General features: G+C 35.4%; 28 protein-coding genes and 1 other annotated feature. Of the genes, 25 read left to right on the forward strand and 3 right to left on the reverse strand.

Translation table 11 applies throughout. From position 1 onward, the window contains the following. Positions 1-92: 92 nt before the first annotated feature. The 8 genes from WC460_01705 (at position 93) to WC460_01740 (ending at position 8,782) form a co-directional block, all read left to right on the forward strand. Positions 93-1,292, forward strand: coding sequence for a phosphoglycerate kinase (locus WC460_01705; GenBank protein MFA5188058.1), 1,200 nt, complete (start codon positions 93-95; stop codon positions 1,290-1,292). 32 nt (positions 1,293-1,324) lie between these two features. After that, on the forward strand, positions 1,325-2,092 hold the full coding sequence (locus tag WC460_01710) for an SIMPL domain-containing protein (protein ID MFA5188059.1): 768 nt from the start codon (positions 1,325-1,327) through the stop codon (positions 2,090-2,092). A 180-nt stretch (positions 2,093-2,272) separates the two neighbouring features. Beyond that, positions 2,273-3,535, forward strand: a complete 1,263-nt coding sequence (eno, locus tag WC460_01715; GenBank protein MFA5188060.1) for a phosphopyruvate hydratase — start codon at positions 2,273-2,275, stop codon at positions 3,533-3,535. A gap of 241 nt (positions 3,536-3,776) precedes the next feature. Continuing rightward, positions 3,777-5,351 carry a 2,3-bisphosphoglycerate-independent phosphoglycerate mutase gene (gpmI, locus tag WC460_01720; protein MFA5188061.1) on the forward strand — a complete coding sequence of 525 codons (1,575 nt, stop codon included), beginning with the start codon at positions 3,777-3,779 and terminating at the stop codon, positions 5,349-5,351. A gap of 7 nt (positions 5,352-5,358) precedes the next feature. After that, positions 5,359-6,948 (forward strand): 2,3-bisphosphoglycerate-independent phosphoglycerate mutase, encoded by a 1,590-nt coding sequence (gene gpmI / locus WC460_01725; protein MFA5188062.1) that lies wholly within the window; start codon positions 5,359-5,361, stop codon positions 6,946-6,948. Between the two features lie 200 nt (positions 6,949-7,148). Then, positions 7,149-8,015, forward strand: a complete 867-nt coding sequence (mutM, locus tag WC460_01730; protein ID MFA5188063.1) for a bifunctional DNA-formamidopyrimidine glycosylase/DNA-(apurinic or apyrimidinic site) lyase — start codon at positions 7,149-7,151, stop codon at positions 8,013-8,015. 4 nt (positions 8,016-8,019) lie between these two features. Continuing rightward, entirely contained in the window at positions 8,020-8,361 is a 342-nt protein-coding gene (locus WC460_01735) for a hypothetical protein (protein ID MFA5188064.1), read from the forward strand. Between the two features lie 4 nt (positions 8,362-8,365). Further along, positions 8,366-8,782: a secondary thiamine-phosphate synthase enzyme YjbQ gene (locus tag WC460_01740; protein MFA5188065.1), complete on the forward strand. Its 417-nt coding sequence runs from the start codon at positions 8,366-8,368 to the stop codon at positions 8,780-8,782. An 89-nt stretch (positions 8,783-8,871) separates the two neighbouring features. Here the strand turns inward: WC460_01740 and WC460_01745 are convergent, their stop codons facing one another. Then, entirely contained in the window at positions 8,872-9,288 is a 417-nt protein-coding gene (locus WC460_01745; GenBank protein ID MFA5188066.1) for a divergent PAP2 family protein, read from the reverse strand. A 73-nt stretch (positions 9,289-9,361) separates the two neighbouring features. Between WC460_01745 and mltG the strand changes: the two genes are divergently transcribed. Genes mltG through WC460_01760 form a run of 3 tightly spaced genes read left to right on the forward strand, consistent with a single transcriptional unit; the run spans position 9,362 to position 11,413 of the window. After that, positions 9,362-10,411 (forward strand): endolytic transglycosylase MltG, encoded by a 1,050-nt coding sequence (gene mltG, locus WC460_01750; GenBank protein ID MFA5188067.1) that lies wholly within the window; start codon positions 9,362-9,364, stop codon positions 10,409-10,411. Between the two features lie 45 nt (positions 10,412-10,456). Beyond that, positions 10,457-10,801: a four helix bundle protein gene (locus WC460_01755; GenBank protein MFA5188068.1), complete on the forward strand. Its 345-nt coding sequence runs from the start codon at positions 10,457-10,459 to the stop codon at positions 10,799-10,801. 33 nt (positions 10,802-10,834) lie between these two features. Next, entirely contained in the window at positions 10,835-11,413 is a 579-nt protein-coding gene (locus tag WC460_01760; protein ID MFA5188069.1) for a hypothetical protein, read from the forward strand. A gap of 45 nt (positions 11,414-11,458) precedes the next feature. On the opposite strand, the gene WC460_01765 is transcribed toward WC460_01760, so the two are convergent. Next, positions 11,459-12,628, reverse strand: coding sequence for a hypothetical protein (locus WC460_01765; protein ID MFA5188070.1), 1,170 nt, complete (start codon positions 12,626-12,628; stop codon positions 11,459-11,461). Positions 12,629-12,797: 169 nt separating this feature from the next. Here WC460_01765 and WC460_01770 point away from each other — a divergent pair, with 169 nt between their 5' ends. The 5 genes from WC460_01770 to WC460_01790 all read left to right on the forward strand — a co-directional run bounded on the left by WC460_01770 (position 12,798) and on the right by WC460_01790 (position 14,683). Beyond that, complete coding sequence (locus WC460_01770; GenBank protein MFA5188071.1) at positions 12,798-13,355, forward strand: class I SAM-dependent methyltransferase; 558 nt, start codon at positions 12,798-12,800, stop codon at positions 13,353-13,355. Positions 13,356-13,429: 74 nt separating this feature from the next. Further along, on the forward strand, positions 13,430-13,633 hold the full coding sequence (locus WC460_01775) for a hypothetical protein (GenBank protein ID MFA5188072.1): 204 nt from the start codon (positions 13,430-13,432) through the stop codon (positions 13,631-13,633). A gap of 28 nt (positions 13,634-13,661) precedes the next feature. Beyond that, positions 13,662-13,826: a hypothetical protein gene (locus tag WC460_01780; GenBank protein MFA5188073.1), complete on the forward strand. Its 165-nt coding sequence runs from the start codon at positions 13,662-13,664 to the stop codon at positions 13,824-13,826. 60 nt (positions 13,827-13,886) lie between these two features. Next, complete coding sequence (locus WC460_01785) at positions 13,887-14,015, forward strand: hypothetical protein (protein MFA5188074.1); 129 nt, start codon at positions 13,887-13,889, stop codon at positions 14,013-14,015. 17 nt (positions 14,016-14,032) lie between these two features. Continuing rightward, positions 14,033-14,683, forward strand: a complete 651-nt coding sequence (locus tag WC460_01790; protein ID MFA5188075.1) for a histidine phosphatase family protein — start codon at positions 14,033-14,035, stop codon at positions 14,681-14,683. Between the two features lie 12 nt (positions 14,684-14,695). On the opposite strand, the gene rpiB is transcribed toward WC460_01790, so the two are convergent. Then, positions 14,696-15,145, reverse strand: a complete 450-nt coding sequence (gene rpiB / locus WC460_01795) for a ribose 5-phosphate isomerase B (protein MFA5188076.1) — start codon at positions 15,143-15,145, stop codon at positions 14,696-14,698. Between the two features lie 49 nt (positions 15,146-15,194). Here rpiB and pyrH point away from each other — a divergent pair, with 49 nt between their 5' ends. The 9 genes from pyrH to rplL all read left to right on the forward strand — a co-directional run bounded on the left by pyrH (position 15,195) and on the right by rplL (position 22,145). Next, entirely contained in the window at positions 15,195-15,878 is a 684-nt protein-coding gene (gene pyrH, locus WC460_01800) for a UMP kinase (GenBank protein MFA5188077.1), read from the forward strand. A 40-nt stretch (positions 15,879-15,918) separates the two neighbouring features. Next, positions 15,919-16,368, forward strand: coding sequence for a GxxExxY protein (locus tag WC460_01805; protein ID MFA5188078.1), 450 nt, complete (start codon positions 15,919-15,921; stop codon positions 16,366-16,368). A 45-nt stretch (positions 16,369-16,413) separates the two neighbouring features. After that, entirely contained in the window at positions 16,414-16,854 is a 441-nt protein-coding gene (locus WC460_01810) for a hypothetical protein (protein ID MFA5188079.1), read from the forward strand. A 98-nt stretch (positions 16,855-16,952) separates the two neighbouring features. Further along, complete coding sequence (locus tag WC460_01815) at positions 16,953-18,350, forward strand: DEAD/DEAH box helicase family protein (GenBank protein ID MFA5188080.1); 1,398 nt, start codon at positions 16,953-16,955, stop codon at positions 18,348-18,350. A 122-nt stretch (positions 18,351-18,472) separates the two neighbouring features. Then, the gene (locus WC460_01820) at positions 18,473-20,080 is read left to right on the forward strand and encodes a hypothetical protein (GenBank protein MFA5188081.1); all 1,608 of its coding nucleotides are present in this window, start codon (positions 18,473-18,475) and stop codon (positions 20,078-20,080) included. A 348-nt stretch (positions 20,081-20,428) separates the two neighbouring features. Continuing rightward, entirely contained in the window at positions 20,429-20,671 is a 243-nt protein-coding gene (locus tag WC460_01825; GenBank protein ID MFA5188082.1) for a hypothetical protein, read from the forward strand. Positions 20,672-20,685: 14 nt separating this feature from the next. After that, on the forward strand, positions 20,686-20,904 hold the full coding sequence (locus WC460_01830) for a hypothetical protein (GenBank protein ID MFA5188083.1): 219 nt from the start codon (positions 20,686-20,688) through the stop codon (positions 20,902-20,904). A gap of 89 nt (positions 20,905-20,993) precedes the next feature. After that, positions 20,994-21,146, forward strand: a sequence feature (ribosomal protein L10 leader region). A 31-nt stretch (positions 21,147-21,177) separates the two neighbouring features. After that, positions 21,178-21,702 carry a 50S ribosomal protein L10 gene (rplJ, locus tag WC460_01835; protein MFA5188084.1) on the forward strand — a complete coding sequence of 175 codons (525 nt, stop codon included), beginning with the start codon at positions 21,178-21,180 and terminating at the stop codon, positions 21,700-21,702. Positions 21,703-21,734: 32 nt separating this feature from the next. After that, positions 21,735-22,145: a 50S ribosomal protein L7/L12 gene (gene rplL / locus WC460_01840; protein ID MFA5188085.1), complete on the forward strand. Its 411-nt coding sequence runs from the start codon at positions 21,735-21,737 to the stop codon at positions 22,143-22,145.

Raw genomic sequence — 22,145 nt, forward strand, 5'->3', positions numbered from 1 at the left:
CCTGGTATTACCTTACGGGGACTAAAGTCCCCTGTAAATTATTATTATACGGCGTTTTCGCCCTATTCCATTTTTTCTGTTATAATATACTTATGAAATTAAGAACTCTTAAAGCTCTCAAAAATTTAAAAGGCAAGACTGTTTTGGTTCGCGTTGATTATGATGTTGAAATTAAAAATGGAAAAGTTATAGAGCCAGAAAGAATTGAACGCAGTTTTCCAACCATCAACTTTTTATTGAAAAATAAAGCAAAAGTTGTTTTAATGGCTCATCTGGATAGGCCGGGAGGAAAAATAATTAAAAAGCTAAGCTTAAAGCCAGTAGCAGTTTATCTGGATAGTATTGCCAAAAAACCGGTTCAGTTTATTGACGATTGTATTGGCGAAAGGGTAAAGCAAAAAGTCGCCAAAATGAAAGCCGGGCAAATTTTGCTTTTAGAAAATTTAAGATTTTATCCGGGCGAAGAAAAAAATGACGCAAAATTTGCCCAAGAATTAGCTTCATTGGCTGATATTTATGTTAATGACGCCTTTGCCAATTCTCATCGTACTCACGCTTCAATTGTTGCGATAACTAAATTTTTGCCTGCTTACGCCGGTTTTAATTTATTAAAGGAAGTGATAAATTTGAGCAAATTGCTCAAGGGGTTTAAAAAGCCAGCCACAGCGATAATAGGCGGAGTAAAGATTGAGACAAAGATTAAGGTGATTGAAAATTTTTTAAAAAAATACAATTATGTTTTAATTGGCGGGGCATTGGCCAATAATTTTTTGAAAGCCCAGAAAATTAATATCGGCAAGTCAGTTTATCAAAAAGAATTTGTTGGTTTGGCTAAAAAGTTAATGCTAAAAGCCAAAGGCAAATTGATTCTGCCGCTTGATGTGAGGATTTGTAATAGCTTAAATGGCCATGGCAAGATTTTAATCAAAAAAATTTCAGAACTAAATAAAATTAAGTCCAAGAATTTTTATATAGTGGATATCGGTTTACGCACAGAATTAAACTTTGCGCGCCATTTTAATCAGGCAAAAACTTTAGTTTGGAATGGGCCGATGGGCATGTTTGAAATTCCAGAATTTAGCCATGGCAGTGATTTTATCGCTCAGCAATTTGCCATAATCTCCAAAGGACCGTCTTTTGGAGTTGCTGGCGGAGGAGAGACGATTGCCTTGCTAGATAAATTAAAATTAAAAACCTGGCCTGATTTTGTGTCTACTGCTGGTGGAGCCATGCTGGAATTTTTGGAAGGCAAAGTTTTGCCAGGGATTAGACCGCTTTTAAAAAAATCTTAATTCTTAATACTTAATTCTTAATTTTAAAACTTATGCTTCCAAATTTCAAAGAAAATCCATTATTGTCTGTTCTTTTGTCATTGTTTATTGTAGTTTTGGGCATTGCCATTGGCTTATGGGCCTGGAACATGTCCAAGCAGCATTATTACATTGGTAAAAATCCAGACATTCAGAGAACCATTAGTATTATGGGTGAAGGCAAAGTAACTGCTATTCCTGATATTGCTTTAGTTTCACTTGGCTTATCTACCCAAAAAGCCAAAGTTGCTGATGCGCAAACAGAGAATTCAAGGACAATTAACTCCTTAATAGATAAATTAAAAGCTTTGGGCATTGCCAATGAAGACATTCAAACTACTGATTATTCTATTTATCCAAACTATGACTATAGCAATGGCAAGCAGACTTTAACCGGCTATACTGTTTCTCAGAATGTGCAGGTTAAAATAAGACAAACTGACAAGGTTGATGATGTTTTAAAAACTGCCGGTGATTTGAATTTAAACCAGATTGGAGGTTTGACTTTCACTATTGATAATCCTGAAAAATATAGACAGGATGCAAGAATTTTAGCCTTAGAAAATGCTAAACTAAAAGCCGACGCCTTAGCCCAGGTTATGGGTGTTAAATTAGGCAAAGTTATTTCTTTTAGCGAAAGCGGTTCTGGCGTGCCCACACCTTATCCAATTTATGCAAAATCAGACTCGGTAGGTATAGGCGGGGGAGCGGCAGCACCTACAGTTTCAGCTGGCAGCCAGGATATCATAATTGATGCCACGATTAGCTACGAACTTGATTAGTGAAAGAGTAAAATGGGTAAAAGGGGTCATCCTACGCTAAAGCTTCGGATGACAGGTAAAAATGGAATTAATATAATAAATTTATTTAATCACAAATTTATTTTTTGTATATTTGTATTAGATTTGCCTTCGCAAACCGTAGTTTGCTACGGCAAACGAAGGTTTGTAATTTTGTAGTGTATGTTAAATTCCAGAAAAATAAAAAAAATTCACGCCTTGGAAATTTTGGATTCACGCGGGAACCCCACTCTTAGTATTAAAGTTGAATTGTCTAATGGTATTGTGGGCAAGGCCAGTGTGCCATCCGGGGCATCAACAGGCAGTCACGAAGCCTGGGAATTACGTGATAATAATAAAAAGCGCTATCAAGGAAAGGGAGTATTAAGAGCTGTAAAAAACGTAAATGAGGCTATTGATTATTTATTGAGAGGCATTGAAATTACTAAGCAACAAGATATTGATAAATTAATGATCAAGCTGGATGATTCAAAAAATAAAAAAGATTTGGGTGCCAATGCGATCTTAGGAGTTTCTTTAGCCTGCGCCAGAGCCGGTGCCTTGTCATCGGGTCAGCCATTGTATGCTTATCTTCGTGATATTTATAATGTGCATTATAAGAATTATTTACTGCCTATTCCAATGATGAATGTCTTAAATGGCGGCGCGCATGCAGACTGGGCTTTGGATTTGCAGGAAATCATGATTGTGCCTAAATTTAAAACAATGGCAAAACGCGTCCAAGCTGGCAGTGAAATTTTTCAGGCCTTAGGAGGCATCTTAAAACAAAATGGTTTTAAAACAATGGTTGGAGATGAAGGCGGTTATGCTGTAAATTTGCCAAAAAATGAAAAAGCCTTTGATTTTCTTTTGGCTGCAATTAAAAAAGCAAAATATAGAGCTCACAAAGATATTGGTTTGGCAATTGACGCAGCTGCTACCGGATTCTATTTACCGCAAAAAAAAGTTTATAAGATTAATGGTAGAAAATTAATGGCCAGAAAATTAATTTCGTTATATGAGAAGTGGAAGAAAAAATACAAATTGATTTCTATTGAAGACGGTTTAGCTGAAGATGATTGGCAAAATTGGAAAATTTTAACTAAAAAATTAGGGGAAAAATGCATGTTGGTTGGCGATGATTTATTTGTGACAAATACTGATAGATTAAGAAAAGGGATTGAACAAAAAGTTGCCAATGCCATTTTAATTAAACCAAATCAAATCGGTACTCTAACTGAAACTGTGGCTGCTATTTATTTGGCAAAGATGAATAATTATAAAGTAATTATTTCCAATCGCAGCGGTGAGACTTGCGACTCATTTATTGCTGATTTAGCCGTGGCAGTCAATGCTGAATATATCAAAGCAGGCTCATTGTCACGCAGTGAAAGATTGGCAAAATATAACCGCTTAATGGAAATTGAAGAAGAATTGGGGAAATGACAAATCACAAAACTCTAAAGACAAAATAAAAAAAAATTATAAATCTAAAATTCAATTTTTTGTTATTTAATATTTGTGTTTTAAATTTATTTTGTCTTTTGCCTTCGCAAACCGTAGTTTGCTACGGCAAACGAAGGTTTGTCCTTTGTTCTTTTGAATTTTCATATAGAAGCCACGGCGATTTTTCAGCTGCGGTTTTTTTATTTGAAAATAATAGCATTTTGAGGTAGAATATAGATATATGAAACAGGACAAAAATATTGATTTTTTGCCTATAGTTTTAGTTATATTAGATGGCTGGGGCATTGCGCCAGCTTCAAAAGCCAATCCAATTTCTCAGGTTAAAAAGCCAAATTGGGATTTTTTTAATAAAAAATTTTCCCACACCGAATTGATTGCTTCTGGCTTAAAAGTCGGCTTGCCAAAAAACCAAGATGGCAATTCAGAAGCAGGCCATATGAATATCGGCGCTGGCAGGATAGTTAAACAAGAGGCAGTCTTGATTGATGAAGCCATTAAAAATGGAACATTTTTTAGAAATCCAGCGTTATTAGAAGCAGTCAGTTGGGCTAAGAAAAATAAATCAAATTTACACTTAATGGGTTTATTATCCAATGGTGAGAGTGCTCATTCTGACCCGCTTCATTTGTACTCGCTTTTGGAACTAATGAAAAGAGAAAAATTTGAACGAATTTATTTGCATCTTTTTACTGATGGACGCGATTCATCACCGCATGCAGCTTCACGTTTGGTCAGTAAACTGATAAATAATTTTAAAAATCATGAAACAATATCAACTATCGTGGGACGCTTTTATGCAATGGATCGCATAAAAAAATGGTCAAGAACAGAAATGGCCTATAATGCCATGGTTTTAGGCATTGGCCTGGCATCTGATAATCCTTATAAAGCCGTGAGTGAAGCCTATAATCGGGGAGAGACAGATGAATTTATTTCTCCGATAATAATTTTAAATCCCCAAAAGAAACCCAAATTTATAAACGATAATGACGCGGTTATATTTTTTAATTTAAGGTCTGATCGTGCCAGACAAATGGCTAAGCCTTTTGTCCAAAAACAATTTGAAAAAGATAATCTGGGCGCATTTAAAAGAAAAAAAGTTTTAAAAAATGTAAAGTTTATTGCCCTGACTGATTTTGGCCCGGATTTAGACAGCATAATGACTGCTTTTCCTAGCGTGATTCTAAAAAATACCTTGCCTTTGGTTTTAAAAAAGTATCGCCAGCTATATCTGGCAGAACGAGAAAAATACGCTCATGTCACATATTTTTTCAATGGCGGACATGGCCAGCCTGTTAATGGCGAAAAATGGCTGGTGATTCCATCTCTTGGAACGAATTATTTAAAGCATCCTCAGATGTCAATTCATCCTTTAACTAATATAATTTTAAAAAATTTGCAAAATAAAAAATATGATTTTATAGCAGTAAATTTTGCGAATGCGGATATGATCGGTCACACTGGTGATTTCAAAGCAGCGCTTAAAGTTATAAAAATTATTGATACTTGTTTAGGAAAAATATACAAGGCTGTCTCTAAGGCAAATGGCACCTTGCTGATAACCGCTGATCACGGCAATATAGAGGAAATGATTAATTTAAAAACAGGGGAGGAGGATACGGAACATAGCGCAAATCCCGTGCCGTTTATTATTATTAACAACTATTGGCAAAATAAATTAAAATTAAAAAACAGCGGCATCTTGGCAGATATTGCTCCTACTATTTTACAGCTTACTGCAGTTAAAAAACCCAAGGAAATGACAGGTACGGGATTAATAAAAAATAAAGTATAATCAATATATGAAATTAAAAAATCGTCCAGTTGTTTTAGTTATATTAGACGGCTGGGGTGTTGCGCCGGCATCACCTGGCAATGCCATTACTCAAGCTAAAACGCCAAATCTGGATAAATTTATCGGTACTTATCCAGCAATGACTCTTGTTGCGTCTGGCGATGCTGTTGGTTTGTCTTGGGGTGAAATGGGGACTTCAGAAGTCGGCCATACCAATATAGGTTCAGGTACAATTTTTTATCAAAGCTTGCCGCTTATAAGTAAAACTATTGCAGACGGCGCTTTTTTTACGAATCAGGCTTTTTTAGATGCTGCAAATCACGTCAAGAAATACAAATCAAAATTACATCTGCTTGGCCTGGTTAGCAATGGAGGTGTGCATTCTCATATAGACCATTTATACGGTTTATTGGAATTTGCCAAAAAACAGCAAATAAAAGAAGTCTATATACATGTAATTTTGGATGGCCGAGATTCAATTTTTAACAGCGGTTTAGGTTTCGTTAAAGAGCTTTTAGCAAAGATTAAGGAATTAAAAGTAAATGCTAAAATCGCCACCATTTCCGGACGTTTTTATGCAATGGATCGCGATAATCATTGGGAAAGGTTGCAAAAAGCCTTTTGGGCCATGACCAAAGGCGAGAGTGAACAAAAATTTTCTGATCCGATTAGGGCAATTGAAGCTTCTTATGAAAATAAAATTTATGATGAAGAATTTATTCCGACTGTGATTACCAATAAAAATAGGCCAGTCGGCCTGATAGAAGACAATGATGCTGTTATTTTTTTTAATTTTCGGGCAGACCGCGCTCGGCAATTGACTCAGGCCTTTGTCTTGCCTGATTTTAGCAAATTTGAACGCCCAATTAATTATAAAAATTTGTTTTTTGTCAGTATAATGCAATATGACAAGGATTTGCCTGTAGATAAAATTGCTTTTTTTTCAGCGGAAATTACCAACCCTTTAGCCAAAGTTTTAAGTACGGCAGGCTTAAAACAATTACATATCGCTGAGACTGAGAAATATGCGCACGTAACTTTTTTCTTTAATGCCGGAGTGGAAGCGCCCTTTCCTGGAGAAGATCGGATTGTTATCCCGTCTCCGCGTATTGCGTCATATGCTGACAAGCCAGAAATGTCAGCCTCAAAGGTTACGGACGAAGTATTAAAAGCCATTGAAGCAAATACCTATGATTTTATAGTTATAAATTTTGCCAATGCTGATATTGTAGCGCACACCGGCAATCTAAAGTCAACCATTAAGGCTTGTGAAATAATTGATAAATGTTTAGGCAAAATAGCAGCCTTGGTTTTAACAAAAAATGGAGTAGTTTTGGTTACGGCTGATCATGGCAATGCTGAGGAATTACAAAATATAAAAACAGGGGAAATTGATAAAGAACACAGCACAAATCCCGTCCCATTTATTATCATCGGGCATGATTGGGAGGGAAAAAATTTAGGCTTGCCTGATAGCATGGGCTCTGACTTAAGCTTGGTCACTCCGTCGGGTGTGCTCTCGGATATTGCGCCAACAATTTTAAAATTAATGGGTGTTAAAAAACCGCCGGAAATGACCGGGACTTCTTTGATATAGGAAATAGGTAATATGAAATATGTCCGGCTTCGGCTCATTAATATCTAATAGGATGAGAAATTTGCGAACTCATGCCGAGACGAGTAATATGGATTGGCCTTCGCCAACCGAAGTTGGCTTCGGCCAACGAAGGTTGGAAGATTTTAAAAATATAATATTCCTTTCCGTATTTCATATTACTTATTTCTTATTACATTCATATGCCCGAATTACCAGAAGTTGAGACAATTAAACGCGGCTTGCAAAAAAGTATTGTTGGGAAAATTATTTCTGATTTTTCTTGTGATTGGCAGAAAATGATTAATTATAAAATTGCTGATTACAGATCGCGGATTAAAGGTTTGAAAATTATAAGCTTAAGGCGGCGGGCAAAGATGCTGATTATTGATTTAAGCAAATCACGGCATATTTTAATCCATTTAAAAATGACTGGCCAATTAGTTTACGGCAGTAAAGTAAAATGTTTAGTCGGCGGGCACCCGATCAAAGAAGGTTTTGAATGTCTGCCGAATAAATTTACCCATGCGATTTTTACGTTCACTGACAAAAGCCATTTGTATTTTAATGATATTCGCAAATTTGGCTGGTTGCGGCTTTATAACAGCAAACAGTTAATTGAACAATTAAATAAAATGAAATTAGGACCAGAACCTTTATCTGCAGAATTTACTTTAGATTATTTGCAGTCGGCCATGAAAAAACGGCCAAATAATAAAATCAAGCAATTATTAATGGATAATAAAATTGTAGTAGGCATAGGAAATATTTATAGCGATGAAGTATGTTTTTATGCCAGAGTCAGACCAGACCGCAAAGTCAAAAGTTTAACAGCTAAAGAGATTAAATTAATTTATCAGGGCATTGGAAAAATTTTAACTGCGTCTATTAAAGCCCAGGGCACGACATTTAGCAATTATCGCAATGCCAACGGGGAAGCAGGCGCTTATTCCAAGCAATTAAAAGTTTATGGCCGTTATGGCGAGAAATGCAAGCATTGTGGGACTATAATTAAAAAAATGACAATTGGTGGCAGGACATCATCATATTGCCCTAAAGATCAGAAATAAATTTATGGCTCAAGAAATTGCTTCAATTTCACTTAATAAGGATTTTGAGAGCATTAAAAAGACAGATGACAATGGCATTGAATACTGGCAAGCAAGAGAATTAATGCCAATTTTAGGCTATAAAAAATGGGAAAATGCTGAAGAAGTCATTGGGAGGGCTGCTAGAGCTTGTATTAATAGCGGGCAGGCTGTGGATAACCATTTTCTCCAATTCAGGAAAATGGTTGATATTGGCTCAAATACAGTGAGGGGAATAACGCTAGAAAATTTACCTCCAGAAAAACATATCATGGAATTGAAAAACGATAAAAAGAAAATATTAAATGCAAAGAATAGAAAAATATAAACTTATGGTTTACAATGATAATTTTACAACTGAAACAAAGGGCTGTTGTGATGTCCGGGATATTACCAGCCAAGTTAAAAAGATAATTGAAGATTCAAAAATTCAAAATGGTTTGGTTTTAGTTTTTGTCACAGGCTCAACCGCTTCCATCTCAACCATGGAAATCGGAGCAGAATTAGATAAGGATTTAAAGGAAGCGATGGAAATAATCGCGCCAGAAGGCAAGCATTACAACCACGATGATAAATGGCAGGATGGCAATGGATTTTCCCATATTCGCTCAACTATTATTGGCACACATTTAACATTGCCATTAATTAATGGCGAGCCTGTTTTGGGCAACTGGCAGCAGATTGTTTTACTTGATTTTGATAATAAAAAAAGGGACAGGCTAGTAACTGTCCAGATTGTGGGGGAATAAGATATTATTGTAATACAATTGTAAAACAATAGCAAAAAGATTGTAAGACAATTGTTTTACCAAAGTATTACTATTGTCTTACCATTTTTTTATATTAACAATGCAACAATAATTCCTAAAATAATTCCAGCCAACGCTTGCCAGTAGGTATGCCCCAATCGTTCTTCCAGAAAAGGATATTTATCTTCTTTGTAATCAGGCAGATCTTTAATCAGCATATTGAGAATTTTAGCGTGCTTGCCCAGCATTTGGCGCAAACCAACAGCATCGCGAATTACCACAAAAGCCAAGGTTATGCTGATAACAAAGGGAATAGATAAAAAACCGCTTAGCAAGCCAACTTCAGTCGCTAAGGCTGATACCAGGGCTGAATGAGAAGAAGGAAACCCGCCATAAGAATTAAAGTTTTTCCAGGAAAATTTACCCCTTGTTGAATCAACGATTACTTTAATTAATTGGGCGATGATTAAAGCAATAAATGGCGTTAGAAGAATTTTATAAGACATATTTTTATTCTAAAATACTAAAACACAATAACATTAAAATACTAATACTATTATAGCAAAATTTAAAAAAAATATGAAGAAATTTTTACTTATTATTTTAATTATTTCATTGGTTATATCCTTAGGCTGGATATTTAAAATTGTTTTTATTAGTCAGGCTGGTAATGGTGAAATTAAGAATTTTAATATCAGTCAAGGAGAGGGTGTGCATCAAATCAGCCGAGATTTGAAAACTGCAGGCTTAATTGATAATTCCTTTATTTTTGAAACTTATTTGTGGGCAATCAAAGGAGGCAATAAAATTTTAGCTGGTGAGCATACCATTAATGCTTCGTGGAGCATTAGACATTTGGTAAATGCATTGATTTCTGGTTCAGACTTGGAAAACGAGCGAGTAATAACAATTTTAGAGGGCTGGAATTTGCGCGACATAGCAAATTATTTTGTTAAAATTGGAGTTATAACAGAAAGCGATGAATTGTATGGATTAGTGGGTTATCCGGGAGTTGATTATACTAATAATTATACGCTGCCTAATCCTACGGATTTTTCAGCTGACTATGAATTTTTAGCAGAAAAACCTAAGAATTTAAGTATTGAAGGATATTTATTCCCTGATACTTATCGTGTTTTTAAAAATGCCAAGCTTGAGGATATAATTAAAAAAATGTTGGATAATTTTGACCATAAAATAACTTCTGCTATGGCTGGACAAATAGAAAGTCAGGGGAAGAAGTTATATGACATTTTAACTTTGGCCTCAATAATTGAAAAAGAAGCCAAAACACTGGAAGATAAAAAAAGAGTGGCAGGGGTGTATTATAATCGTTTAGAAATTGGCATGGCTTTACAGGCTGATCCGACCGTTAATTATATAACAGAGAAACAAACTGATCGTCCTTCAAGCGAAGATTTGCAGACAGACAATCTTTATAATACATACAAATATCCTGGTCTGCCTCCCGGTCCGATTTGCAATCCAGGACTTGATTCTATTATGGCTGCAATATATCCTGAAAAAAATGATTATTATTATTTTATAAATACGCCTGATGGAAAAATGATTTTTGCTAAAACATTTGCAGAACATAAGCTAAATAGGGAAAAATATTTTAATGACTAATTAATTAAGTAAAAAGTTTATAAAGTGGGAGGTTTTTAAAGAATTGTGAAAATAAATAAATTTGAGTATATTATTGCATGGCAAAAAAGTAAGGAATTAGTTATAATTATTTATGATGCCTTTAGGGAATGTATTGATTATGATTTTGCCAGACAAATTAAACATGCAGTAATCTCTATAATGAATAATATAGCCGAAGGTTTTGAGAGAAAGACCAATAAGGAATTTATTAGATTTTTATACATGGCAAAAGGTTCTTGTGGGGAAGTAAGATCAATGCTTTATTTAGCCTTAGAACTAAAATATATTTCAAGAGTAGATTTTGAAATATATTATGAAATGTCTTTGGAAATATCCAAAATCTTATCCGGCTTAATAAAATCTTTATAAACTTTAAAACTTTATACTTTAAACTAAAAACACATGCTAGACAAAAAATTTTTTGCGAAATTAAAAAAAGATTATAATTCCTATGATATTGGCCGCAGGATTATAATTAAGCACAGTAATGACATCTTGAAGCTGGCAAAACAAGCCATCTTTGCCTTGCACCGCGACAACATTGCTGAAGCTGAAAAGAATTTTAAAGAATCAGAAGAACTGCTAAAATATTTGGGCACTAAGATTAAGCAAGAAAAAGGCTTGGAATACGAGGGTGCATTTTTGGCAGCTCAAGAAGAATATTGTGAGGCCAAATTGCTTTATCAGTTTTTAAAAACAGGTAAAATTGGCGCCTTGCCTGGAGTTAAATTTGATGAAAATACTTATTTAGGCGGCTTAAGCGATTTTACCGGCGAATTAGTCAGGCGCGCGGTTTTTTTAGCCACCAGAAGGCGGTATAAAGAAGTAGCAGTCTGTGAACAGGCAATTGAAGATGTGGTTCATGAATTAATCCAGTTTAATTTGATCGGACCTTTGCGTCCCAAATTTGACCAGTCCAAAAATAATTTGCGAAAGATTGAGGAGATAATGTATGATTTGGAGATAAAGAAAAGACATTAAATTGGTAAAAAAGAAAAGGCCCTTGTCGGGCCTTTTTAAAGTAAACTATTTATTTTTGGGATCTCTTTTTTTGAGATGTTCCAATAATGCAGTATTATTACCTAGGCTTATTTTATAGATACTGACCGAGGTAATAATTTTACCCAATTTTTTCATCTCATCAGTTTGAATTTCTCTTCTCCAAACTTTGAGGAGTTTTTTTTCTACCTCATTGATGATTTTCCAGTATTGGCCGAGTAAATCGTGCTCCAAAGCATGTTTTTGAAAAGTTTTGAGTTCTTCGAGCGAGCGCATATCTATTTCCCCAACACCATATTCAGCTATTAGTGATTTGAGCACGTCAATTATGCCCTCGGTATTAACTTCATATGATTTAGGCTTGAATTCTAGCACGAAGAATTTATCGTTGTCGACGAGATCCGTTGCATCTTGTGTATTAAAGTCAGGAAGTTGTATCTCTTCAAACATCAGGTCAATATTTTCATCGGAATCGTCAGCGGGAACACCTTCAATCTCGGCTTTTTTTAGGCGAGCTTCAATTGACGCGATGCTTTCTTTTTTTGGCAACGGCAGGCGTACTTCTAGGGGCTCATAGCTATCAAGATATTTGGCGTAGAGCTTGTCAAAGTCACTTAATCGTTCCGATGTTAAATTTTGGAATTCAAGTTTTAGCAGTTTTTTGAATTCAGCCGCATCAGTTTTGATTCTGTAGTTGATGATTTTTTTTATGGCACTGCCCATTTCTTTGCGAAAGACTATGACATTCCTTTTTGTCGTGAGTTGATCTTGCAGCCCTCTTGTGTCCACCATGTAGGTTTCAATGATGGCACGTATGGTTGTAATGCGATCAATCTCCAAAAGGCGAATTGCATCTGCCTCATTCCGTTCCTCAGGAAGGCGATTCTCTAGCGCAAGATGATCCCACATATGCAGCGTTAAATCCGTGTGCAGCACTTCTTCCCAGATTTCTCTGTTATTGATGCCATAATGTTTCATTAAGGCATCAATTAATTTTAGTGCCTCCCACCTGGTTACCCAAGAGCCGACATTAAATAAGATTTGAGCAACCCCTTCCCATTTTTTTTTGAAGGTCAGTATCGCTAAGTTTAAGTCGTCGTATTGGATATCCTTCAATATTTGGATGGCGTCTCCCATCTCTATTTTTGATTCAAGGGCTAAACCAAAGATTTTTAATCTTGCTCGTTCTGAAATCATTTTTTCCTCCTTGGCATTTAGTGCCTTTTGTTATCCATTGCCCAAGGGCAAAAGACGTTAATTGTATTGTTAAATTGCATTGTTTAACTCATTCATTAATGATTAAAATTATCATAAATTTTATAGTTTGTCAATATCATTAATATTTGCTAAGATTATACTAAATTATATGACTGAAAGAATTGAAAAAGTTTTAAAAAAACTGGAGGAATTAAATAAAGCAGGCGGCCAGTGGAATATCTCCAGGGAAACTGGTCTTTTTTTGCATAAATTAATTTTAGAAAAGAAGTCCGAAGTAATGGTGGAAATTGGCGCTTCTAATGGGTATTCTACAATTTGGTTGGCAGATGCTGCGCAAAAAGTTAACGCTAAATTAATAACTTATGAGTTTGTACCGGAAAAAGTGCGCGATTTAGTTTCTAATTTACAAAAAGCTGATTTGATAAAATACGTGCAAATAATTCCTGATGATGCCAATAAAAGGTTAGGGGAATTAGATGAAAGAATTGATTTTGTTTTTTTAGATGGCAGGAAAAATGAATATTTACAGCAATTAAAACTACTGGAGCCAAAATTGAAATCGGGCGCTATTATTATTGCTGATAATGCCATTTCCCATAAGCACGTCATGGAAGATTATCTTTATTATGTAGAGAATGAGAAAGCATATCAAAGCGAATTAAAGGATATTGGGGCTGGTTTGGAAATAAGCATTTATCAAGGATAAGCTGTTGCCTTGTCCTTTTTCTTTTTTCCAAGTATGATGAAAATAGAAGAATTAAAGTGAAGGGAGGAATTCACATGGCTAGTAAGCCTGAAAAAAAAGGAAAGTCGGATGAAGCAATAGCTGAGCAAGTAAATGCCTGGATTTCGTCACCAGAGGGTAACGCAGCCTTAGAAAAGGCGATAGCAGACTGTGATCAGACAGTTGCCGAGCTTAATAAAAAACGTTCATTTAAACCGTCTGAACTTTTAAAAACATTTGGCCCAGTTGAGGGACAATGATGAAAAAATAAATCTGGAGGAGGACTTAATGGCTAAGAGATCTAAAAGTGGTGAATCAAGAAAGACAAAGGGTAATCGGTCATTAGCGAATGGGCTGAAAAAAGCGGCTGAAAGATCAGAAAAATTAATAAATAGATTTGAAAAATCGTCTCGTGTTGACGAGAAAAGTTTAAATGAACCAATGACAATCTAAATGCAATTAGGATGAGGCGCTAGCCTTGTCCTTTTTCTTTTTTAAAGGTAAGATTACTTTATGAAAATAAAAAAAATTCATTTCCAAAACAAATTTGATTACATTTCCGCTGGTGAGCAGGATTATTTAGGCCGTTTGAAAAAATATTTAGAGTTAGAAATTTTAAAAGTGAATGAATATTATAAATAATAAAATGCAGCTAATTTATGTTTAAAAATAATGAGAATTTTTGCACGCTCTATCTGGTTAGACATGGAGAGACGGAGTGGAATAAAAACGGAATTATTCAGGGTCAATTAGATTCTCCACTCACCAATGAAGGAATAAAACAAGTTCAACAAACGGCTAATGATCTAAGGGATATTCATTTTGACGTTATTTTTTCTTCAGATTTACATCGGGCTCGAAAATCCGCGGAAATAATAAAGCTAGAAAGACAACTGGCTATCCAGACCTCAAGAGCTTTAAGGGAGCGAACATTTGGTCACTATGAAGGAACCCCTGGAGAAAAATACAGAGAAAAATTTCAGCAGCTTTTTGAAATGGTTAAGAAACTTTCTGACGAGGATCATAAGGCATTTAAGTTTGATGATGATATTGAAAGTGATGAGGAAGTCATTGGCAGGTTTATAACTCAATTAAGAGAAATTGCCGTTGCTTATCCCAATAAAACTGCAATTGTAGTTACTCACGGCGGTTGTATTAGGACATTTTTAATGCACATGGGATATATTAAATATAGTGAATTACCGGTTGGCGCCTTCTTAAAAAATGCCGGCTATGTAAAAGTTCTATGTGATGGCATTGATTTTTTTATCCAAGAAGTAAAAGGCGTTAATAAGCAAACACAAAAATAAAAAAAGGGATTTTTAGTCCCTTTTTAGGTGCATTTCATTAATTTGCATAATTCGTCGGAAGTGCCTTTTCTCACGGGAGAATTTTGTAGTAAGCCAAATCCCAATGATTCTGATGATTTGTTCTTGGCTCATTTGTTTGGCACCCAAGCATAAGACATTAGCATTATTATGTTCACGGCTTAGTCTGGCTACCTCTTCGTTGTAGACCAGGGCTGCTCTGATTCCCGGGTAGCGATTAGCTACAATTGACATGCCAATACCTGTTCCACAAATTAGAATGGCTCTATCCATTTCACCTTTGAGAACTGCCTCAACTGCCGACTGTGCGAATTGAGGATAATCAACTGGTTCATCTGAAAAACAGCCGAAATCTACTACGTTTACTGGGGAATTTTTTAAAGCAGCTTTGACTGCTTCTTTCACTTTAAATCCGCTATGATCACTTGCAATTACTATTTTCATTTTAATCCTCCTTTACTTGACCTTAAATCAACTAATAAATATTGTCAATATGCGAAAAATTAAAAAAACAATAGTTATTTCACTAGGCGGTTCATTAATCTCGCCTTATGAAATTGATGTTGATTATTTAAAGAAATTCAAAAAGATAATTGAGAAGTTTGTTAAGCGGGGTTTTCGCTTTGTGATCGTGACCGGTGGCGGAAAAATTTGTCGCAAATACAATCAGGCAGCCAGGGAATTAAATAAAAAAGTGAAACCAGTTGAATTGGACTGGCTGGGAATTAAAGCAACTAAAGTAAATGCAGAATTAGTCAGGGTGATGTTTGCTAAGAAGGCGTATTTTAAAGTTATTGATAAGCCCGACACAAAAATTAAAGGATCTCAACCGATTATAATTGCTGGGGGCTGGAAGCCAGGCGCTTCTTCGGATAATATGGCAGTTAATTTAGCCAAATCATTTAAAGCATCAATTGTGATTAATTTAAGCAATGTGGAATATGTTTATGATAAAGATCCTAATAAATATAAAGGCGCTAAGCCTTTTAAAGCTCTTTCCTGGGCTCATTATCGCCGTTTAATCGGCGCTAAATGGGATCCTGGCGCTAATTGGCCATTTGACCCCATTGCCAGCAAATTAGCGCAGAAATTGGGTTTAGAAGTCATTATTTGTAATGGACATAATTTGGAGAATTATTTAAGCGAGAAAAATTTTAAAGGGACGATTATAAGATGAATCTAATATACTAATAATTTACTAATGATACTAATTGGTTATGAAAAATAAAATTGATTTAATTTATCCAGAATTAAGTTATGAGATAGTAGGAGTATTATTCAGGGTATCTAACGAATTAGGGTATGGTTATCAGGAAAAGTATTATGAAAATGCGATCAGCAAGTTATTGGATCAAAATAAAATAAGTTACAGAAGGCAAATAAAATGCGATTTAAAATTTAATAATGAAAAAATAGGCCTTTATTATTTGGATTTTTTAATTGACGATAAGATAGTATTAGAGATTAAAGTCGGAAAACGATTTGCTAAACAAGCATTTGATCAAATTATTGCTTATCTTAAAGCAACTAATAAGAAACTGGGTATTCTGGCACTATTTAATAGCCAAGGTGTTAGATTTATTAGAATTGTGAACTTAGAAAATAAATTTGAGTTAAAAGAAACAGAAATCAAATTAAGTAACTTCCGTAAATTAATTAAACACTAGAAATTATTAGTATAATTAGTATTAAATTAGTACATTAGTATCCTTATGAAGGAAGTATACCCGCCAATGCACACTGCCGAGCATTTGCTTAACCAGACCATGGTTCGTTTATTCGGCACCAAGCGCTGTTTTAGCGCGCATATTGAGAAAAAGAAATCAAAATGTGATTATCATTTTGACCGCGCTTTAAATCCCGAAGAAATAAAGTTGCTGGAAGATAAGGTTAATGAAGTAATTGCACTGGACTTGCCAGTGAAAGAAAAATTTATTAATTATGAGATTGCCAGTAAACAATTTGATTTGACCCGCTTACCTGAAGGACAAAAAGAAGATTTAAGAATTATTGAAATAGGGGATTATGATTCAGTGCCTTGCATTGGTCCGCATGTAAAGTCAACCAAAGAAATTGGACAATTTAAAATCATTTCCAGTGATTTTAATAACGGGGTTTTGAGGATAAGATATAAGTTAAGTGAAAATGGCTAAACATTGACATTAGCATTATTTTTTGCTAAGCTAGAGAATTAATTGTAAATGGAATTTGAACCTTAAAAATTTAGTAAAAAGAAAAATAGGAGGTAAAGATGACCCAAATGGAAATACTTAGAAACCTCAAGCGTTTTCTAAGGAGCGAAAAATTCGCAGAGCGATTAAAGTTAGGCCAGCAAAGCACTTTCCAGGCCATTTATAAGGCTATCAGAAAAGGAATGAATGCCTTTTACATAAAAGAGCCGAGCGGTATTGGCAAAACTCAATATGCGATTGAGCTTACCAATGCTGGTCAGTTCAAAAAGGTTTTATTCCTTGTGCCGACATTGGCTTTGGTAGATCAGACTGATAATCGTTTCCGTAAGTTCGGCGAAAACATTGTCTCAATCAATAATTTCACTGGTACTAAGAAAGAAATGGACGGGCAGATCATTATTGGCACTTATCAATCTTTTCAAAGGGCTAGTGAATTCCCGATTGATCCGTCATGCTTTGATTTGGTAATCTGGGACGAGGTTCATGAGGCTTTAACGCCGGCACGCCAGCAGATTATGAATTTTTTCGACCCTCAAACAATTCATCTTGGCCTAACTGCTTCGGATGAATACAATGAATTGAAGCGAGTTGAAAATTTCATGCCGTGTATTGCAAGAATGACCATCGAAGAGGCAGTCAAACTGAACTTGCTTTGCGGGGTACGATGCTGGCTTGCCCAGACAAACATAGATATCTCCAGAATTACTCTTACACGCGGCGATTATGATATTAAGGAGCAAAAACGCATCATAGACATCGTTCGTCGCAATAGAGCTGCACTGGATATTTACAGTGAATTCTTTAATGGTCAAACTTGCTTGATTACGTGCATTAACGTTGAGCATGCAATGAAGATCGCAGAAATTTTTCAGCATGCAGGTATTTCAGCTCGAGCAGTCTGGGGCAGTACGCAGGAATACTATTTGCCCAAAAGAGAATTACAGCAGCGCTTGGATGATTTCAAAATCGGCAAAATCAAGGTTATAACCACTGTTGACTTAATTGATAAGGGCTTTGACGACACGCTTATTAGTGCCCTAATCAATTTGCGCATCACCAGTTCTGTAGTAAAAGCCACTCAACGTGGTGGGCGAGTCTTGCGTCTTTTTAGCGACGAGGATAAAAAACAACCAGTGGCGAGAAAGATGTTCAGAAGATGGGGAGGAAAACTTGCAACTGTGGTTGATTTCCTTGATGAATGTCAAAACCATTCTTTCAGGCCAGTCCTCTTTAGTGATATTTTAGGAGGGACATATATCTTACCACCACCCATGGAGGAACACGAAAGGAATATTGGCGTTGGTGGAGACAAATTGTGGCCACCTAATGGCAGAGTCAGTATAAGACTCATAACTGATTTAATCCAAGTTGCCAAAATCACTGCCCAAATGACAACTTTTGACAGCTTACCCGTGGCAAATGAAGACGGTATAGTTTTCCTGCCAGTCCAGCGTTAATTGTTCTTTCTTCAAAATTCCAGCCCGACAAATAATCTTTGTCGGGCTTTTTTATTGACAAAATCTATTTTTCTTGCTAAGCTCCATTATCGGACTTTGAAAATTTAAAAAAGGAGGCCACTATGAATATGAATGAATTCGTTAAAGAATATCGCCTCCTTCAGGATGAAGAGGGACGGTATCACTGGATTAATGATCAGGGGATAAGAAAAGAGCCATATTGCACTGTCCAAGCGTTATCCCAATTATTAAATTTGAGCATACCAACTATAATATCTCGTACTTCAATATTGACTCCAGTGCTCGTTAAAAAATATAAAAATCGAGTTGCTAACTCATACAACTTTAACGATGCCAGAAACGTTTTTAGTGATTTGTTAGATGATACTTTGTTAATTGTAGACAAATATGGTTGGGCTATCAAAAATGGCCAAAAATACGCTTCCATAAGTATCATTGCTCAAGAATTAGGGCTATCTTCACGGACAATAAAGATACGTGTAAAAAACAAGGTCGCTCTTAAAGGGAAAATCAAGAATGGCCTTCTCGTCGTTCTATATAACTTTGAAGAAGCTAAGAATGCTTGTGCCGATCTGATTGACGAAGAACTACCAATCGCTAGCAAAGATGGTATTTTGAGGTATAAGGGGGAAGAATTTGCAGCAATATCACGGCTTGCAAAAATTTTAAACATTAGCGCGACTACTCTGACAAGAAAAATCAATAAAACGAAGCAACCCTCTTTAAGATATAAATCTTGGAGTGGATTACCTCTAATAGGTTATAATATCGCGCAAATAGAGAAGGCTTTTCCTGAATTATTTGAAGAGTTACCAATGGCAGACGAGAATGATATGATTTTTTCCAACGGTGAATACTATGCAACGCTTAAAACCTTGGGAAAAATTTTTGGTATTAGTAAGCGTGCGATACGCATAAGGGTAGAAAAATCTAAATTACCAACAAAACAATTTAAAGCAAAGAATGGTAATTTAGTTGAAGGCTTTAGTGTAAAAAAAGCGAAATCATTGTGTGCTGATTTGCTTAAAAAAATTCCTCATATTAATGAAAGTGGTATCGCCATGATTGATAACGAGCAATATGCTTCAGTGCCTCAATTGGCCAAACTTTTAGGTATTGCTCATACAGCCATTAATGTCAGAATTAAAAAAGCCGGAATACGCCCGACAAAGGCAAGGAGAAAAACCGGACGAATAGCAGATGTTTATAATGTTAAGAAAATAAAAACAGCTTGCTCTGATATTCTTGATCACGACTTGCTTATTGCTGATGAATCAGGTTGGGCAACTAAAAATGGACGAAAATATGCGTCAATAAAAACCATTGCTGGAGAATTAAAATTATCTCCAGCAGCTATAAATTCACGCATAAAAGATTTATCATCTGTAAGGGGTAAGCGTGGGATATTAACTGATTTTTACAGCTTTGATGAGGTTAAAAAATCATGTGCAGATCTTCTAGATGACACCTTGCTCATTGCTGATAAATCTAATTGGGCTGTCAAAGATGGTAAAAAATATGGTACTATTCAGATTATTTCTGAAAAGTTAAAGCTATCTTATGATTCCGTTGTGCTACGTGCCAAAAACTCATTGGCTTATAATGGAAAAAGTAGTACTGGAAAGATTGTTTCTCTTTATAGCCTTGAGGAAGTTGAGGCCTCATGTGTTGATATTCTAGCAAAAAAGAAAAAAAGAAAAAGCACCTAAACCCGTTTCCAAATGAAGCGGGTTTTTTAATCCACAACCAAATTTGACAAAAACTTTACCCCTTGTTAAGATATTTTTATATGAAAAATATTAATCAAGCTTGGTTTAACTTTTACTTTTTTAGCGGATTTAGCCTGCCAGCTTGTTTAAATATGTAAATTTAGGAATAATTATTTCCATATAAACAAAGAGCTGGCTAAAAAGTCAGCTCTTTAAGTTTTAAAAAAAACAAAGGAGGACAGTTAGTGAGTCGGAGAAAAAAGAAGAAAAAAAGAAAATTTGGAGAGAAAGAGCCGTATTTTACAAGTAATGGCACGCCCTTTAACAAATTAACAAATGGAGGGAAAAATGGACAAAAACCAAGGCACTAAACAACAGCCGCCATTCTGGATAACTGGCAAAGGTTTGCTTAATGACATGCATGAATTAAAACCGGAAATTAAGAATTTTTTGGGAAAACATGGGATCACCCTAAAAAGCAGCAATCCTGCTTCACAGAACGTACATAAAAAGGATATGGTGGAATTAGACGTTCCGGTAAACGAAATCATAGGCTTAGAAACACTTCTAAAAGCTAGTAAAGTTATGTAAAAAAGGAGGCAAACATGTCTAAAAATAATTCAAAGGAAACATGGATTATTTGCGAAGCAATTTCTAGTCTTGCTGACCGGGCAAAATTGGATGAATTATTATCTCTTCTCGGAGTAGAATTAAAAGAACTGACTCCGAGAGAGGAGAAAAAAGGGTGCATGATAAATGTAAATGGCCAAAGACTTATTATTGATGGCTTGGAGATGATTTTAAAAAAGTGGGTTCCGTCATAAGGAAATACCATAAAGAGGCGCGAAATTTGCGCTTCTTTTTTTCTTGACACGTCGTTCGCGAACGACATGTCTTGACATATTTTTTCACTATGTTATACTTATTTTAACCGCAGACAATAGGTATTCCGCCAGGAAGTAAAACCTATCGAGGTGAAAATTACTAATAGCCAATAAGCCATTGGCCAAATAGCTATTAGCTAATTGAATTGTCTGTGGCATCCCCACAGTTTTTTATTTCATAATTCAGCTTTCATAATTCATAATTCCAAACCTATGCCTAAAACAAAGGACCAAAAAAAGAAAATTATTGAGAATTTAACTGATAAATTCAAATCTTTCAAGAGTTTGGTTTTTACCGATTATAAAGGTTTAACTGTGAAAGAGGCCTCTGATTTAAAGAGGTTATGTAAAAAAGAGGGAATAGAATATCTAGTTGCTAAAAAGACTCTAATTACCAAAGCTTTAGAAAAAGCCGGCTTAACAGATATGAATGTTAAAAATTTACAAGGCAACATTGCCTTGGTTATTGGGTTTGAGGATGAAATTGCCCCAGCTAAAATAACAGCAAATTTTGCCAAAACACACGAAGCTTTAAAAATGCTTGGCGGTATTATGGAATCAAAATTCATTGATTTGGCTCAGGTTGTTGCCTTATCAAAGATTCCAAGTAAGGCCGAACTTTTGGCCAAATTAGTCGGCAGTATTAATGCTCCGGTTTCCGGCTTTGTAAATGTTTTGGCAGGCAATCTACGAGGCTTAGTCCAAGTATTGAATTCAATTAAAGAACAAAAAATTTAAATAATTAATAATTAAAATTAATTTTAAAATTTATGGCAGAAGAAAAAGAATCAAAAAAAGAGGTTGAAGTTCCAAATAAATTCAAAGCCCTAGTTGAAGAAATTGAGAAGATGTCAGTTATTGATTTGTCTGAATTAGTGAAGGTGCTGGAAGAAAAGTTTGGAGTTTCAGCAGCTGCTCCAGTCGCGATGATGGCAGCCGCAGGCGCTAGCGCTGAAGCCGCGCCAACCAAATCAGAATACGATGTTGAATTGGCTGCCGCAGGCGAAAACAAAATTGGCGTGATCAAGGTCGTGAAAGAAGTAACAGGTTTGGGCCTGAAAGAGGCTAAGGATATGGTTGATGGCGTACCTCAAATGATTAAAAAAGCTTTGAAAAAAGATGAAGCTGAAGCCTTGAAAAAGAAATTAGAAGAAGCTGGCGCCACAGTTAATTTGAAATAA

This window comes from Patescibacteria group bacterium, from assembly GCA_041651155.1.
Classification (GTDB): Bacteria; Patescibacteriota; Patescibacteriia; order CAIXNZ01; family CAIXNZ01; genus JAPLYF01.